The 15966-nt window shown below is 39.8% G+C and carries 15 protein-coding genes; 6 read left to right on the top strand and 9 right to left on the bottom strand.

The genetic code is table 11. The features are described 5' to 3' along the window. Positions 1-3 precede the first annotated feature (3 nt). The 7 genes from cobM to HMPREF1151_RS03310 form a co-directional block, all read right to left on the bottom strand. Positions 4-765: a precorrin-4 C(11)-methyltransferase gene (gene cobM, locus HMPREF1151_RS03340; protein WP_009661195.1), complete on the bottom strand. Its 762-nt coding sequence runs from the start codon at positions 763-765 to the stop codon at positions 4-6. Position 766: 1 nt separating this feature from the next. Next, the gene (gene cbiT / locus HMPREF1151_RS03335; protein ID WP_005382722.1) at positions 767-1354 is read right to left on the bottom strand and encodes a precorrin-6Y C5,15-methyltransferase (decarboxylating) subunit CbiT; all 588 of its coding nucleotides are present in this window, start codon (positions 1352-1354) and stop codon (positions 767-769) included. Next, complete coding sequence (gene cbiE / locus HMPREF1151_RS03330) at positions 1351-1977, bottom strand: precorrin-6y C5,15-methyltransferase (decarboxylating) subunit CbiE (RefSeq protein ID WP_009661150.1); 627 nt, start codon at positions 1975-1977, stop codon at positions 1351-1353. The genes cbiT and cbiE overlap by 4 nt, the downstream gene beginning before the upstream one ends. Continuing rightward, positions 1953-3071: a cobalt-precorrin-5B (C(1))-methyltransferase CbiD gene (gene cbiD, locus HMPREF1151_RS03325; protein ID WP_009661161.1), complete on the bottom strand. Its 1119-nt coding sequence runs from the start codon at positions 3069-3071 to the stop codon at positions 1953-1955. The genes cbiE and cbiD overlap by 25 nt, the downstream gene beginning before the upstream one ends. Positions 3072-3142: 71 nt before the next feature. Then, positions 3143-3637 carry a YajQ family cyclic di-GMP-binding protein gene (locus HMPREF1151_RS03320; protein WP_009661289.1) on the bottom strand — a complete coding sequence of 165 codons (495 nt, stop codon included), beginning with the start codon at positions 3635-3637 and terminating at the stop codon, positions 3143-3145. Between the two features lie 272 nt (positions 3638-3909). After that, the gene (locus HMPREF1151_RS03315) at positions 3910-4626 is read right to left on the bottom strand and encodes a hypothetical protein (RefSeq protein WP_009661093.1); all 717 of its coding nucleotides are present in this window, start codon (positions 4624-4626) and stop codon (positions 3910-3912) included. Between the two features lie 149 nt (positions 4627-4775). Beyond that, the gene (locus HMPREF1151_RS03310; protein ID WP_009661149.1) at positions 4776-6389 is read right to left on the bottom strand and encodes a WG repeat-containing protein; all 1614 of its coding nucleotides are present in this window, start codon (positions 6387-6389) and stop codon (positions 4776-4778) included. Between the two features lie 146 nt (positions 6390-6535). Between HMPREF1151_RS03310 and HMPREF1151_RS03305 the strand changes: the two genes are divergently transcribed. The 3 genes from HMPREF1151_RS03305 to HMPREF1151_RS03295 all read left to right on the top strand — a co-directional run bounded on the left by HMPREF1151_RS03305 (position 6536) and on the right by HMPREF1151_RS03295 (position 10090). Beyond that, on the top strand, positions 6536-7456 hold the full coding sequence (locus HMPREF1151_RS03305; RefSeq protein WP_009661243.1) for an RluA family pseudouridine synthase: 921 nt from the start codon (positions 6536-6538) through the stop codon (positions 7454-7456). Positions 7457-7600: 144 nt separating this feature from the next. Continuing rightward, positions 7601-8530: a class II fructose-1,6-bisphosphate aldolase gene (gene fba, locus HMPREF1151_RS03300; protein WP_005376256.1), complete on the top strand. Its 930-nt coding sequence runs from the start codon at positions 7601-7603 to the stop codon at positions 8528-8530. 3 nt (positions 8531-8533) lie between these two features. Next, positions 8534-10090 (top strand): polysaccharide biosynthesis protein, encoded by a 1557-nt coding sequence (locus tag HMPREF1151_RS03295; protein ID WP_009661104.1) that lies wholly within the window; start codon positions 8534-8536, stop codon positions 10088-10090. Between the two features lie 111 nt (positions 10091-10201). Here HMPREF1151_RS03295 and HMPREF1151_RS03290 read toward each other — a convergent pair whose 3' ends face one another. Beyond that, on the bottom strand, positions 10202-11566 hold the full coding sequence (locus HMPREF1151_RS03290; RefSeq protein ID WP_009661173.1) for a hypothetical protein: 1365 nt from the start codon (positions 11564-11566) through the stop codon (positions 10202-10204). 221 nt (positions 11567-11787) lie between these two features. On the opposite strand from HMPREF1151_RS03290, the gene HMPREF1151_RS03285 reads away from it, so the two are divergent. Further along, complete coding sequence (locus HMPREF1151_RS03285; protein ID WP_009661064.1) at positions 11788-12522, top strand: gamma-glutamyl-gamma-aminobutyrate hydrolase family protein; 735 nt, start codon at positions 11788-11790, stop codon at positions 12520-12522. Continuing rightward, positions 12522-13829: an APC family permease gene (locus tag HMPREF1151_RS03280; protein ID WP_009661074.1), complete on the top strand. Its 1308-nt coding sequence runs from the start codon at positions 12522-12524 to the stop codon at positions 13827-13829. The genes HMPREF1151_RS03285 and HMPREF1151_RS03280 overlap by 1 nt, the downstream gene beginning before the upstream one ends. A gap of 467 nt (positions 13830-14296) precedes the next feature. Here the strand turns inward: HMPREF1151_RS03280 and HMPREF1151_RS03275 are convergent, their stop codons facing one another. Then, positions 14297-15139: a hypothetical protein gene (locus HMPREF1151_RS03275; RefSeq protein WP_009661044.1), complete on the bottom strand. Its 843-nt coding sequence runs from the start codon at positions 15137-15139 to the stop codon at positions 14297-14299. A gap of 112 nt (positions 15140-15251) precedes the next feature. Here HMPREF1151_RS03275 and HMPREF1151_RS03270 point away from each other — a divergent pair, with 112 nt between their 5' ends. Further along, positions 15252-15911, top strand: a complete 660-nt coding sequence (locus HMPREF1151_RS03270) for an HAD family hydrolase (protein WP_009661163.1) — start codon at positions 15252-15254, stop codon at positions 15909-15911. Positions 15912-15966 lie beyond the last annotated feature (55 nt).

The following is a 15966-nucleotide window of genomic DNA, read 5'->3' as shown; positions in this document are numbered from 1 at the left end:
ACACTAGTCCTTAGCACTACGATACATGTGAGCAAAGCCCTTATCGTAAAGCTTAGATAATTCGTATTCGCTATCTAGTACATGACTAACAACGATCATAGCTTGACGTAATACGCCTTCTTCAGCCACGATATCCGCAATGGTTTCCAATGTACCGCGGATGATGCGTTGGTCTGGCCAAGACGCTTTCACTACGATAGCTACAGGTGTTGTTTTATCATAACCGCCTTCGATGAGTTCAGCTACTACCTTATCTAGCATTTGAACGCTAAGGAAGATACACATGGTCGCTTCATGAGCCGCCAACATGCGCAATTTTTCCTTTGGAGGCATTGGTGTACGGCCTTCCATGCGTGTAATAATGACGGTTTGAGATACATTTGGCAATGTGTACTCTTGTTTTAAGGCTGCTGCTGTAGCGAGGAACGAACTTACACCAGGCACCACTTCATAGGTAATACCCATGCCAGCCAAGGCATCCATTTGTTCTTGAATAGCACCATAAATAGCAGGGTCACCGGTATGTAAACGGACAACCTTTTTGCCATCTGCCACGGCAGCTTTCATAACAGCCAATACCTCATCAAGGTTCATAGTGGCACTGTTATGAATTTCACAACCTGGTTTACAAGCCTCTAAAATAGCAGGGTTTACCAAGGAACCCGCATAGATGACAACGTCGGCCTCTTGCACTAAACGATACCCTTTTCGCGTAATAAGCTCTGGATCCCCAGGGCCTGCGCCTATGATATGTACGTCAACCATATTACTCTCCTTCTGCGATACGCGTTGCAGATACAATAAAAATTGGACTCAATGGGTCCAACAAATGATATGGACCAGCCTTACGATAGCGGCTAATAGACATTTGGTAACCTTCATAGGTGAAAGGACGACCTTTCAACTCTTTTAAAATGGTATAACCCGTTTCCATCGTTACCGCCGTTACAACGAGGCGACCGCCTACCTTTAACAATCGTTGTACTTCATCCATAATGCCCGTCATACCGCCAGCACTGCCGCCGATAATAACCGCATCAAGCTCAGGTAAATCTTCCATACCTTCTGGAGCCTTGGATTTTATGACAGTCATATTATTTACATTGAATTTCTTCATATTTTCATGAATCAACTCAATGCCTTTATCAAAACGTTCAATAGCATATACATGACCTTTAGGAGCCGCTAATGCAGCTTCGATAGAAATCGAACCTGTACCAGCCCCCACATCAAGGACGATGCTATCTTCTTCGATGCGTGCCTCATTCATAACGGCTTTGCGAATCTCGCATTTCGTCATAGGCACGTCACCACGTATAAATTCCTCATCTGGAATTCCGAAAAAATGTCTCATCCTAGTACCACCATGACAGAATGTCCAAAGCCTTCGAGCTCAGTTAACACCTCTAGGGTAGAGTCTACGATTTTTTCATCATCGTAACTCAAGCGCTCTAAGGCTGCTGCTCTCGTTTCTTTTGGCCATCCTGCATCTATTAAAATACGCGCAATATGCGCTGGATTATATTCAGGATCCGTTAAGAATCCCATCTTTTTCCCCGCTTCATATACGAGTCTTTCAGGAGCTGGTTGGCGTCCGTGAAAGCTCATTAAATCCGCATCATGCCACACTTCGTTAAGGCGTGCAAAGGCAAATGTCATGGAACTAATGCCTGGCACCACTTCAATGCGTGTGGTAGGAAATTTCTTTTTCAAATACGGTAACAAGCTATAGTAGCCCGTATCACCACTGACCATAACCACAACATCATAATCGTGAAGTTCACGCTCAATTTGTTCGGATAACCAACTTAGTTTACCCGTTACAGGATATGTAATCTGACCGGGTTCTTGAAAGTCCTCCAAGGAGCGTTCACTACCTACCAAAACGGTAGCATGTTTAATTAAATCAAGGCCTTTAGGCACCACATAGTCAGGATTGCCCGGGCCAATGCCTACGATATACAAGGTATGTGCCAATGTTCTAGCTCTCCTATCTCTTTTGCATGCGTATCCATAGCCAAAATCTCACCCTTTAAGGTGGTAATAATGATACCTACCTCAGCCTCATTAGCAATATATCGTTCACTGCGCATAGATGCGCGGTCTACTACACGTTGGTATACACCAGTTAGGCCTTCTCGTTCTAATATAGGGAACGTGGATTCTGTAGTTTGGCAATTAAATAACTCTTCACACACCGCTTGGGATGCTCCTTCAAGAGCTGCATAAGCTACAATACTTTCCATGCGACCATCGCTCATGCGATTATGGGTATGGAAACTTCCGCTAGCAAGCTTAATGAGCTTACCGATATGACCGATGATCAAGATACGTTTAAAGCCAATATGAACGGCTTGCTCAAGCATAAATCCGATGAAGTTGCTGGTTTCAGCCATTTGGTTCTTATGGATACCAAGCACTTGTTCCGCTAAATCTTGACCGATACGCCCCGGTACCAGAACTGCCGTTTCGCAGCCATTGGCTTTCATTACCTTTAACTGAGGCACAAGAGAATTCTTAAACCCTTCTTCACTCATCGGCTTAACGATACCCGTTGTACCGATAATGGATATACCACCTTCGATACCCAGCGTATGGTTCAACGTCTTCTTAGCCAACACCTTACCATTAGGAACGCTTACTGTTACCGTCACACCTTGACCTTGCGTACAAAACTCTTCAAATACGAGTTTCATCATCGCTCTAGGGCCCGGATTAATGGCCGGTTGTCCAGGGGGCATGGCAAGACCGGGTTTTGTAACCGTACCGACACCAAAGCCAGCTCGAAAACGTAGCTTGCCTGTGTCATCAAGGGTCACCGTCGTTTCCACATCATTGCCATGGGTCACATCTGGATCGTCACCGCCATCCTTCATCACAGTCGCCTTTGCCTCTGTTTCGGATATGATTTCCACAGATTTAATAGGTACCTCAATGAATTGACCTTGCGGATTCTCAATGACAACCTTGTCCACAATATCGTGTTCTAAGAGGGCCAATAGACCTGCTTTCATGCCTGCCGTAGCACATGAACCGGTCGTATAACCACCCTTCATGTCCTCTACTCTCATAGCGCCTCCTACACCGATAGGGTTAGCGATTCACTGGAATCAATCTAACCCTATCTCTTATGCTTATATAATTAGGAACGGAAGTTAACGAATTGCAATTCAACCGGTACATCCAATTGTTTTAACATTTGAATAACCGCTTGCAAATCATCCTTATCCTTGCCAGATACGCGCACTTGATCCTCTTGGATAGACGCTTGTACCTTAAGCTTCATATTTTTGATTGCCTTTACTACTTCTTTAGCATTTTCTTTTGTAATGCCTTTTTTAATAGTAATCACTTGGCGTACAGTGGCACCAGCAGCAGGCTCAACCTTACCATAATCAAGGTTCTTAACCGCTACATTACGTTTAACCATTTTGCCTTTTAATACATCGATAATAGCGTTCAATTTATATTCGTCATCACCGATGATTTTAATGGTATCACCGTCAAGGCTAATTTCCGCTTTAGAACCACGGAAATCATAACGCGTACCAATCTCTTTCTTCGCTTGGTTTACCGCATTATCTACCTCTTGCATATCCACTTCGGATACAACGTCAAAGGAACAATCTTTAGCCATTTTATACCTCCTACACCTGAACCCGTTGGGCATGGGGTTCACGCATTATTTTCATCATCATCCACGTATTCATTGAATGGAATACATCTATATAATTATATCGTAAATTATCAATATTTACTAGGAATTCAAATAATTAGATTATGATGATTTTTCATTAATCTAAATACAATAATTATCTTCGTATCCTATTATCTTTATATAATCAACTAAAATACCCAATAGCAATATTTTAAAATCTATCACTATTGGGTATTAATACTACTTATATTTTATTTAATCGGTAAAACAATATTTTGACCAGTAGGTTTACTTGGATTCATAGCATTAGGCAAATCTTCCACTGTTGTATTTAGATCTGTATCAGTAGATACAAGAGCTACAAATTTTTGGCCAGGTTCATAGTAAATATTAGTCCCTTTCATGAACAAGCCACCAACCAAACTTACTGCAGCAGCAACGGCAACTGCTCCATTATCAGAATGGCCCTTTCCTTTAACTTCTGCAGTTAATGGAACATTTACACCATTAATAGTCTTAATGCTATCAATTTTAAACTCTAAACGACCTTTGCGTCCAAGCATACCATTTTTTCTTGCTTTTGTAATTGTCCCTAATACCTCTTGGTTTGCTGGAATAACAACTACATCATTGATTAGTAAATTTTCTATGGTCTTTAATCTAAAGGTATTTCCTTCTTTGCTTTTCTTAGAACTAATAGGATCGATTAATTCTAAATTTATATTTGTATCTTTAGGAATATACGCATGTCCAGCAGCAACAGATGATGTCTTTACAGTTGCCGTAGTTTCACCACTCTTTAACAACTGAATACGATTAACTCCAGATGGTAATTCTGTCTTAACTACAGATTCTTGCATCGCACTTGGTGCACTTGTATCTTCTGCTGAAGCAGTCAATGGTAATGCACAAGAAACACTAAGACAACCTACAACCAAAAGTTTTAATAATGCTTTAGATGTTTTCATATATTCCTCCAAAAGCAAATAAATTCACAAGACAATTTATAACTACAGTATAGCATATTATGAAAAATTAATGAATTCCTTCATTTATAGTTAAACAACATAATATACTAGGATGACCAATACAAAACTTTTATTATAATACAATCTATCTATAAAATCTCAATATCCTCATACTGTGGTTGTACAACCCACTCACCACGAAGATTTACAATTCCCCACTTACCTTGAGATTTTACCGGAGCAAAACCATGTTTAACGGGCATTGCAGAAGTGATCGTGTTATCACTAAATAATACTTTACCACTATCATCAATAAGCTTATAATCACTAGAAGTCTTATGTACCCAAGTATATGGTCCACTAAATTTGTTTATCCCCATATCTTTGGAGGTAGTCAAAATGACATTTCCTGTTGTCATATCGATTAACTGTTGATTATCACCACTCACGACAACCATATTAGTTAGGCTTACAAATCTAATAGAATCATAGGTAAACGGAATAACTTGTTTACCTGTATCCACGTCAAATACACCCGCTTTTTTATTATCTTTATTGATAAGTACTAACAATCCATTAATATCACTAAATTCACCTAAATCATAATTACCTGGTTGAATAATATAATTACCTTCACGATTTACGAACCCAATAAGACCTTGATTTTTCACAAGTGTACCGTAAGCAGTAATTGGCCAAACTGCATCATTTTTACTGTCGATAACAATTTTACCATCACGATTAATATAACCGCGCTTTACACCATCATATACAGGGTTCCATGCATCACCATAATAGATTCCGCCATGATTACTAAGGGTTATTCCTACAGCCATACTCAACAAGCCTCCAAGATTAAACTTGCTTATATGGCGTCGGAATTCTGCCAATCCATCATCATATGTGTCAATATCATTAGATGGTGCTTCAAATACAGTCTTACCTGTACCATCAATTGCTACATTTTTACCTTTAGCATCTTTTACAAAAGCACGATCTTCACTAAATTTCGTATATACTTCTTTAAATTGTGGTGCGATTACAGTATTACCTGATGCATCAGTAAAGCCCCATTTTCCTTTTACAGAAACGGCCGTATAAGAATCACTTGCATAGGTTTCCTTATGGTTTAACGAATTTTGATTCTTGTTTACAGTCTCATCATGATGATTAATAATTTGTTTAACCTGTTCATCTAAGGCATCTTTACCACTTGATAAAACGGTACCATCTACTTTAATATGTTCTAAAATTTTCTTTAACTTTACGAAGTATGTTCCGTCCTCAGCATAAGATGGATCCAACTCTTTATATTGTGGATCAAGCAAAACTTGACCATTAGTTCCTACAAGTCCCCATTTACCATTTTGCTTAACCTTAGCTAATTGACCCAGTTTAATAAAAGCACTATTACTTTCAGTAGCATCATCAATGTTTGCTTGGAGAGACTTAAATGCTTCTGGTGCTAATTTTTGAGTGGCTCCAATAATTGGTACGGCTACATAATCACCTAATTGCCCTACACCAACAGATACAGTTGTACCACTTGATTTAGTAGATACCTTTTCAGTTGTAGAAATATTAGTAGTAGATGTGGATGCACTATGTTGTTCACGTGTTACACGCGTACTTGTAGATGTTGGTGTATCATGATTTGTTACTGTTGTACTACTAGTGGATGTTGTACTAGATGCTGCAAAAGCACTAGTGGACATAGCCGCCAACACACATGCGACTAATAAAGATTTCTTGTTGAGTTTCATAAATCTCTCCTCTTATTACTCAAAGGTCTATACATATAAAAAATATATAAATAATTATTAATATAAATTATACTATACGAACCTTTATATATACAATAAATTGTGAAAAATTCTTCATCCATTATTTTTTTGCTATAATAGGACCTATGAAAACAGCAACCATAATCGACTTGATTGTAGATGCTAATATACACACGCAATCAATGAATCATATTATAAAACAACAGCATATTTCACAGCGCATGCGACGTCGTCTAAAAAATAATGGAATCATCACCATTAACGGACAATCGGCTACATGGGATACCCTTGTTCATGGCGGAGATCATCTACTTATGAAATTAGCACCTGAACAAGAATTTTCACGCACTCCAATGAATCTGGAAATCGTATACGAAGATGAGTATATCCTCGCTGTAAATAAAGCCGCCGGTGTTCTTATGCACCCTACCTCGACGGTACGCGATGGAACATTGGCAAATGGCGTTCTCTATTATTATGACGAAACTGAGCAGGCTCATGACTTTCACCCCGTCCATCGCCTCGATAAGGACACATCGGGCATCGTCATCATCGCTAAAACATCGGTAGTACAACACGCCTTTGATAAGCAACGCACAAAATTTCAAAAGGTTTATAACGCCATCGTTGAAGGCACTATGCCAAGTCAATCGCTAACCATTAATTATCCCATCGGACGTAAACCGGCTAGCATCATCGAACGATGTTGCACATTAACAGGCAAACCAGCTCGTACAGATGTAACGGTTCTTGCACGCCACACGGTGTCACAACTGGCACTAACAGATATGCATGCAAACACGCAAGAGGTTCTTACTCATGTGCAATGTGTATTGCATACAGGCCGAACCCATCAGATTCGCGTACACCTATCCCATTTAGGTTTTCCTTTAGCTGGTGATGATTTATATGGAGGTCATTTAGATCATATCCATCGTCAAGCATTACATGCTGGGTACCTAGCTTTCACCCATCCTATGACACAAGAGTATATAGAACTACGCGCCCCTATGCCAACGGATATGAAAGATTTACTATGTCTCTAACAGATTCATCTAGAAAACCTTATAAAATTGTGGTGCTTTATATCGTTTCTTGATATACTAACAATGAATAGATATGTATCATCATAAGTTGATGACAATACTTTCAAAATACATACAATCGGCTATAAAGCCAAGGAGGACAACATGCCATTAGTAACGACTACGGAAATGTTCAAAAAAGCTTATGAAGGCGGCTACGCAGTAGGTGCTTTTAACGTTAACAATATGGAAATCGTACAAGGTATCGTCGATGCAGCAAAAGAGGAACAATCCCCTCTTATTTTGCAAGTTTCTGCAGGTGCTCGCAAATATGCTAAACATATTTATCTTGTAAAACTAGTAGAAGCAGCATTGGAAGATAGCAATTTACCAATCGCTCTTCACCTTGACCACGGTGATTCTTTTGAAATCTGTAAAGATTGCGTAGACGGCGGTTTTACATCTGTTATGATTGACGCTTCTCACCATGATTTTGAAGAAAACGTAAAAATTACAAAACAAGTTGTTGAATACGCTCATGCGCACGGTGTTGTAGTAGAAGCAGAACTTGGTCGTTTGGCTGGCGTCGAAGATGACGTTAACGTATCCGATGCAGATGCTCGCTTCACAGACCCAGAACAAGCTGCTGAATTCGTAGCATTAACAGGTGTTGATTCCTTGGCTATCGCTATCGGTACAAGCCACGGCGCTTACAAATTCAAAGGCACACCATACCTTGACTTTGAACGTTTGGAAAAGGTTGGTAAATTATTGCCTAACTTCCCTATCGTATTGCATGGTGCTTCCTCCGTATTGCCTGAATTCGTAGCAAAATGTAACGAATTTGGTGGCAATATCCCTGGCGCACAAGGCGTACCTGAAGAAATGCTTCGCAAAGCAGCGCAAATGGCGGTTTGCAAAATCAACATTGATACAGACCTTCGCCTTGCTATGACTGCATCTGTACGCGAATACTTGGCACAAAATCCATCCGAATTTGACCCTCGTAAATATTTAGGACCTGCTCGTGACGCTATTAAAGGCATGGTAGCTCACAAAATTAAAGATGTATTAGGTTCTTCTCACAAACTATAATCTATGGCTAGTGGATTTGTAAAAGGAACCTTAATCTTAACCATTGCCGGTTTCGTAGTGAAAGCCATCGGTAGTATCAACTGGATTCTTCTCTCCCGTATCTTGGGCGGGGAAGGCATCGGGATCTACCAGATGGCCTTTCCTATCTATTTGTTATTATTACAAATTTCGAGCGCAGGTGTGCCGATTGCCATCTCTATTTTGACGGCAGAACGATTAGCATTACACGACTTTGGTGGTGCTAAACGAGTATTTAATATTTCTTTCACAATGCTGACCATTACGGGCTTTATCGCCAGCTTGGCCATGTACTTTGGCGCAGATTGGCTTATCTCTAGCGGTCTCATTGCTGAAAGCCGTGCCTACTACTCAATCATCGCACTTGCTCCGGCAGTATTCTTTGTAACGTGGATTTCCTGTTTCCGCGGCTACATCCAAGGTTATGAGATGATGACCCCAACGGCGGTCAGCCAAATCGTAGAACAACTATTGCGCGTTATCGTCATGCTCGGTGCAGCGGCCATCTTATTGCCATATGGCTTACCTGCTGCAGCTGGCGGTGCTAGCCTAGGTGCTGGCGTCGGAGCCTTTGGTGCCTTCCTCGTGCTCTTGTACTATTACTACAAATTGCCTAAGGCTAGTAGTACTGGTGAAAGCTACGATGGTCCACGCGAATCGGCCAAGGAAATTTTATCGCGACTGTTATCATTGTCCATTCCTATTTCCTTAGCCAGCATCATGTTACCATTAACGGCCAATCTTGATTTGCTCATCGTACCACGTCGCCTATTAGACGCTAATTTCCCGATGAATGAAGTAACAGAACTATTCGGTTATCTTACAGGTATGGCAGTGCCGCTCATCAACTTGGCTACCATTATTACAGCGGCCCTTGCTACGAGCATCGTACCAGCCATCTCTCATGCTTTTGCTAAGCGAGATCATGAAGGTATTTACGAACGTACTGCTGGTTCTATGCGCTTAACATTTATGGCAACCGTACCATTTACGGTACTATTATATGTACTTGCGGCACCAACTGTTACGTTGATTTACAATGCTCCTAAGGCAGAACTGGCAACACAAATCACAGCGTTCTCTATCTTCTTCCTCGGTGTACACCAAGTTACAACAGGGATTTTACAAGGCCTTAACAAGCCACGTATTCCGGTTATTAATATGGGGATTTCATTAGTAATCAAAGTCATCCTGAACTGGACATTAACGGCCATCCCATGGCTTGGTATCGGTGGTGCTGCCTGGGCAACCGTTGCTGATATTGGCTTTGCAGCCTTACTCAATTTGATTTACATCAAAAAATACACAGGCTACTTCCTCGATATTTCCCTTCTATGGAAAAATGTGGTCAGTGCCGGTGTCATGGGTATACTCATCTTCTTGAGCTACCACTACTTAATAGATATTTTACCAATGTGGGTTAACTTCATACTCACAGGTATCGAAGGCTTATTGCTCTACGTCATCATCATGGTTCTCTTAAAAGGACTTAATAAAAATGATGGGGCTAGCATGCCACTCATTGGTAGATTTTTTAGATAATTACATATACAAATAGTAAGAGGACCGACTCATTTGAGCCGGTCCTCTTTTTACTAAGCGATATATATGCATCGCTTAATATAATCATATAGAATCACAATCTATAATAATTTATTTTTTCTTGTTCAATTGTTCTGATATGTTTCGTTCAATTAAAAACTTTGGCATGCCTAAACCCAATTTAAATCTACCATAATCCTCTTTATTATGCTTATAATCTACATATTGAACGATATCACGTAATTTAAAATTGCTTACATGTACATCATGAGGTTTGACCATATAGTGAGTATAAAGATGCGTATCATCAAATACAGTCATCACAAACAAAGTATCCTTTTCGCCCTTAACTTCATAATAAGCACCTGGTAAAGCATCATTCCATACGGTAGCAAATTGAATAGACTTACCTTCATTTAATCGATCTGCACCAACAAATCCAATTAAAGAATGGTTCATTATATTCTGTTTCTTTGGATCGTCTCGTTTAAAAAGAGGTCTAACAGAAATAGACTCTTTAATTTTACCAGACTTAAAATACTCGACTTGGGAACCATTTTTAGTGATTTTTGTACCTAAGGATTTACTATTTTTTAAAATTCTGAACGTAAAAGGTCCTCTATGTACTTCAGAGGTATATTCTAATATATCACTAGCAGGTTTTACCGATGGCAATACGATGTTCGCCAAACCATTCATAGTTGCTTTGACTAATGTATCATCACCTTTAGAACTTATCTTTTTAACTACCCCTTTGGGAAGCATATACCCAATATGATAGGAAATCGTCGGTTGTTTTGGCATAGTAAAATTGATTGTTCCTTCTACCAAATCATTCTTATATACGATTGAATCCCATGTAGCCTTTTCAATGGTGGGATATGTAAAAGTATTAGCACCTAACACCTTTTCACTAATTTTTTTATTACCTGCTATTGGATTATATTTTTTATAAAATACTTCTTTCATAGCATCAGAATTCAGCTTACTATATGGAATGTTCGTATCTTCCCAATTATCACCCTTAGGCTGTGGTCTTAACTCATAATGCCACTCCCCATTATAGGTCATTACTCCACCTGCACTGATTAATTCTTTATGCTTCCCCATACTTCCCTTAGCCTGAGCTACAATGCTTGGTTGAGGTATAGTAAATTTTATATTCGCTCCGTTTTCTTTTAAGATAAACACAGTACTAGAGTATCTAACACCATGATTTAATTCTCTTGTATGATATATATCCATTGGTGTTTTCGACATATCATAATTAGGAATCGATTTATTATCTCTTGTAACTTTCTCTACAATTCTTTGATCCATTTGTCTAGATTGTGAGGTATTTTTTCGATAATTTTGATATTCATCAGCAGGTATAGATGCATCGGCGCCAGGAATATTTACATCTATCGCATAGGACTGTCCCATGCCAAATGTTAATCCAAGTAAACCTAATGCTATTACACGTTTCCAGTTCATACATTCTCTCCTCAATTTATACTCTACATTCTAAGACTCATTATACCTAATTATTAATTTTTTATCAATTTTCTATAAATTCATTTTAGAATCATCCAGTATTATCTATATTTACACAAACGCAATTCCTACTTGCATAATATGTTATAGTATATTATAGGAAAATGAATTATAATTATACTGTACTTGATGTACAGTATTTTACACATTGAGGTGATAGTATGAAAAAACCATTAATCGGAATTTCCGGCAATACGCTACGCGATACCAGTGGCGCTTATGTCGATTTAATCCGTTCTTACGTAAATCAAGATTATGTCCGTTCCATCGAGGAAGCGGGCGGTATTCCTATTATTATTCCTTTCACGGAAAATTTAGAGCAAGCAAAGGAAACCATCAATATTGTTGATGGCCTACTCCTTACAGGTGGTCATGATGTGTATCCGCTCAATTATGGCGAAGAGCCATTGCGAGGCATTGGTGATGTGTTCCCTGAGCGCGATCAATTTGATTTCGCCTTGCTTGCAGCAGCAGAAGCACGAAATATTCCTGTATTCGCCATCTGCCGCGGTTGCCAAATCGTGAATGTCTATCGTGGTGGTTCCTTGTACCAAGATTTGCCATATGACGAAAATTGCACGATTAAGCACAGCCAAAATCAAACGCCTGCATTACCTACGCATACGGTGGAAATTGAACCTGATTCTAAATTAGCGAAAATCATCGGCACAACTACATGGATTACAAATTCCCATCATCATCAAACGTGTCGTAATATTGGTGAAAGCTTAGTTGTTACAGGCCGTGCCAAGGACGGTACAGTAGAGGCATTAGAGGATACGAGTCGTCCATGGTTTGTAGCGACTCAATTCCATCCAGAAATGATGCATGTAAAAGATATTCATGCTAAAGCATTATTTAAAGCCTTCGTAGATGCTACTAAGGAGGCCAACTAATGGATAAGAAAAGTAAATTTGGATTTTGGAGTATCGTACTCCTCGGTATCAATGGTATCGTTGGCACAGGGATTTTCCTATTACCGAATAAGGCCTATGCCATCATTGGGTCAGCCAGTTTAGGTGTCCTTTTATTTGATGCGGTCATTGCAGGATGTATTGCCTTATGCTTTGCAGAGGCAGCTAGCCTTTTCACACGTAATGGTGGTCCTTATCTATATGCCAAACATGCATTAGGTGACTTTTGGGGATTTGAGGTAGGCGTCCTTAAATGGATTGTAACCGTTATTGCTTGGGCCGCCATGGCCGTCGGCTTTGCCACAGCATTAGGTGCAGCAGTGCCAGCCTTAAGTGGCGATTTTGCAAAGGATGTCATTTCCTTCATATTAATCGTAGGCTTAACAATCGTAAACATATTCGGTGTTAACGTGTCTAAGTTTGTTAATAACTTGATTACAATCTCTAAATTAGTACCTCTCGCCCTATTTATCGCTATTGGTATATTCTTTATTAACGGCGCTAACTTTACACCGGTATTTCCACAAGATACCTATGTAGATGGATCCTTTGCGCAAGCAGCTGTTCTTCTCTTCTTTGCTTATACAGGGTTTGAGGTTATCGCTATTGCCGCAGAGGATATGAAGAATCCTAAAAAGAATTTACCGCGTGCCATTATCATGTGTATGCTACTCGTATCAGTCCTATATGTGGCCATACTTTCCGTATCTATTGGTGTTCTAGGATCTGACCTTGCTAACACAAAAGCACCAGTACAAGATGCTTTCAATGTAATTGTAGGTCCAATTGGCATGTATATTGTATTGGCAGGCACATTAATTTCCATGGGCGGTATTAACTTTGCCGAAGCCTATTACGCCCCTCGTATCGCAACATCCATGGCCGAAGACGGCATGCTTCCAAGTGCCTTAGCTAAACGCAATCGCTACAATGCACCATATGTAGCAGCGATCGTCACCGCTATTGCCAGCGTACTACTCGCCTGGTCCGGTTCATTTACAACCCTTGCTGCTATTAGTGCGGTATCCCGTTTCACACAGTACCTACCAACATGTTTAGCAGTCATTATATTCCGTCGTAAATGGGCAGATAAAGAACGGTCCTACACAATCCCTGGTGGTTACACCGTTCCAATCATCGCCATTGCTACATCCCTTTGGATGCTAGGCCAAGCCCAAACAAACCAATTACTTTGGGGTCTAGGTGGCTGTATCGTCATTCTTCCGCTCTACATTTGGTACTGGCGCAAGAAAAAGGCTGGTATAATCAAAGAAAAAGAAGATATCTAATTACATTTTTGTATACAAAAGAGGCAGGAGCTCGCTCCTGCCTCTTTAAAATTAGAACAGGCCTGTTCTATCTCTAAACACACCTATATAAGGCCTCCATAAAATTAGTACAGGCCTGTTCTATTTCTCAACATACCTATATTAGGTCCCCGAAAAATTAGTACAGGCCTGTTCTATCTCTAAGTACACCTATATAGGGTTTCATAAAATTAGTACAGGCCTGTTCTATCTCTAAACACACCTATATAAGGTCTCCCAAAAATTAGTACAGACCTGTTCTATCTCTAAGCACACCTATATAGGGTTTCATAAAATTAGAACAGGCCTGTTCTATTTCTGAACATACCTATATAAGATCCCCGAAAAATTAGAACAGGCCTGTTCTATTTCTGAATACACCTATATAAGGTCACCCAAAAATTAGTACAGGCCTGTTCTAATTTTTATGGACATGTATGATGTACCGATCAATAATCCGTAAAAGGTTCTTCTTCTACAGGTTCGGTCAAATCTTCTTCGATATAACCGTATTCATCAATGGATTCTTCTTCGTCGCGCGTATCAATGTATATACTAATAACAGCTAATGCGCCATGTTCGTTAAGGCTCACGATAAGGCTCATAGGGCCATAGACCAAAATAAGATTATCGTCTTCATCACGAATGATATGTGGCACGGCAGCAAAGTGTTGATTCATAAGTTGATCAAAGTAGTCCTCTACATCAAGGCCATTTTCTAGTGTAATAGATTCTGCATCGCCTTTTTGGAACACTACCTTGGTATCTTCATCGATGAATTGGTAGAAATCATCGATATCAAAATTATCAGTTTCAAGCCATATGCTGAGGGCCGCAATCCAGTCTTTCACAGTGTGCGGCACAATTGGGAAACGATATGGTGTTTCATCTAAGGATAAACGAAGATCATCGTATTCAAACGCATAATTTTCTTGGCTAGAAACGATACGGTCAATACGGCCATCTTCATTGATATCAACAAACAACATATACGCGTATTGGTCGCCTTCTTCATAGGCAACGGTCAAACCGTGACGGCCCTCATGAAATAAGGCGCCTTCTTCGTATACCGCTGTAATATGCATCACACGACAGATAACAGGTACATGGTCAGATTGGATGGAATCAACCATGGCCGTTAAGAATTCTAAGCTTTCACGTTTATTACGAGCAATAATGCCTCGTCCCGTAGAAACATATTCGCAATCATCATCGAGTATGGCTTCAATACCATGAAGATTTGCGGATTCTAACGTGGCTTTCATCAATAATAAAGATTGTATTTCAGTCATACTAATCCTCCAAAATTTTTTAACTAGTATACTAATTGTATCATAGACTAATTTAAAATTCTCGGTTCATGTCATATAATGGAATAAGATTATATAGATTTTGGAGGTCCCCATGAAATATACAACTATCGTATTCGATTGTGACGGCACATTGCTAGATACGTTAACAGATTTACGCAATGCGGTGAATTATGTATTGTGCGCTCATGATTTGCCAGAACGGTCTGTTTCCGAGGTGAAAGCAGCCCTTGGCAACGGCGTTGCACATTTGATGCGTCAATCACTGCCAGATTCCATTTCGGAGGCTGAATTCAACACCTATCTCGACGAATTTAAAGCATACTACGGAGAACATTTACAGGATTACACCGCACCATATCCTGGCATGCTTGATGTATTAGACACATTACGTGCTAAGGGATATAAACTCGCCATTGTTTCTAATAAAATCCAAGAAGGTATTACTCCATTAAATAAGGAATACTTTGGTGATCGTTTATCAGTAGCTATTGGCGAACGCCCTGGATTACAGCGTAAACCAGCACCAGACATGGTACTACAAGCATTAAAAGAATTAGGTTCCACACAAAGTGAATCCATCTACATCGGCGACTCGGAAGTAGATGTGGCGACAGCTAAAAACTCTGGCCTATTATGTATCGGCGTTACATGGGGCTTTAGAGACGAACAATTGCATAAAGATTTAGGCGTTACACATATTGCCCGTAAAGCAGAAGATATTGTAACGATTATCGAAGCGCTTAATGCATAAGAAAACGACTAGTACCATATACATATGTATATGGTACTAGTCGTTTTCTTATAAA

It is taken from the genome of Veillonella sp. ACP1, from assembly GCF_000286635.1.
Taxonomy (GTDB): Bacteria; Bacillota; Negativicutes; order Veillonellales; family Veillonellaceae; genus Veillonella; species Veillonella atypica.
Note: the sequence above shows the minus strand (reverse complement) of the source record. Positions and strands in the feature narration are given on the sequence as shown.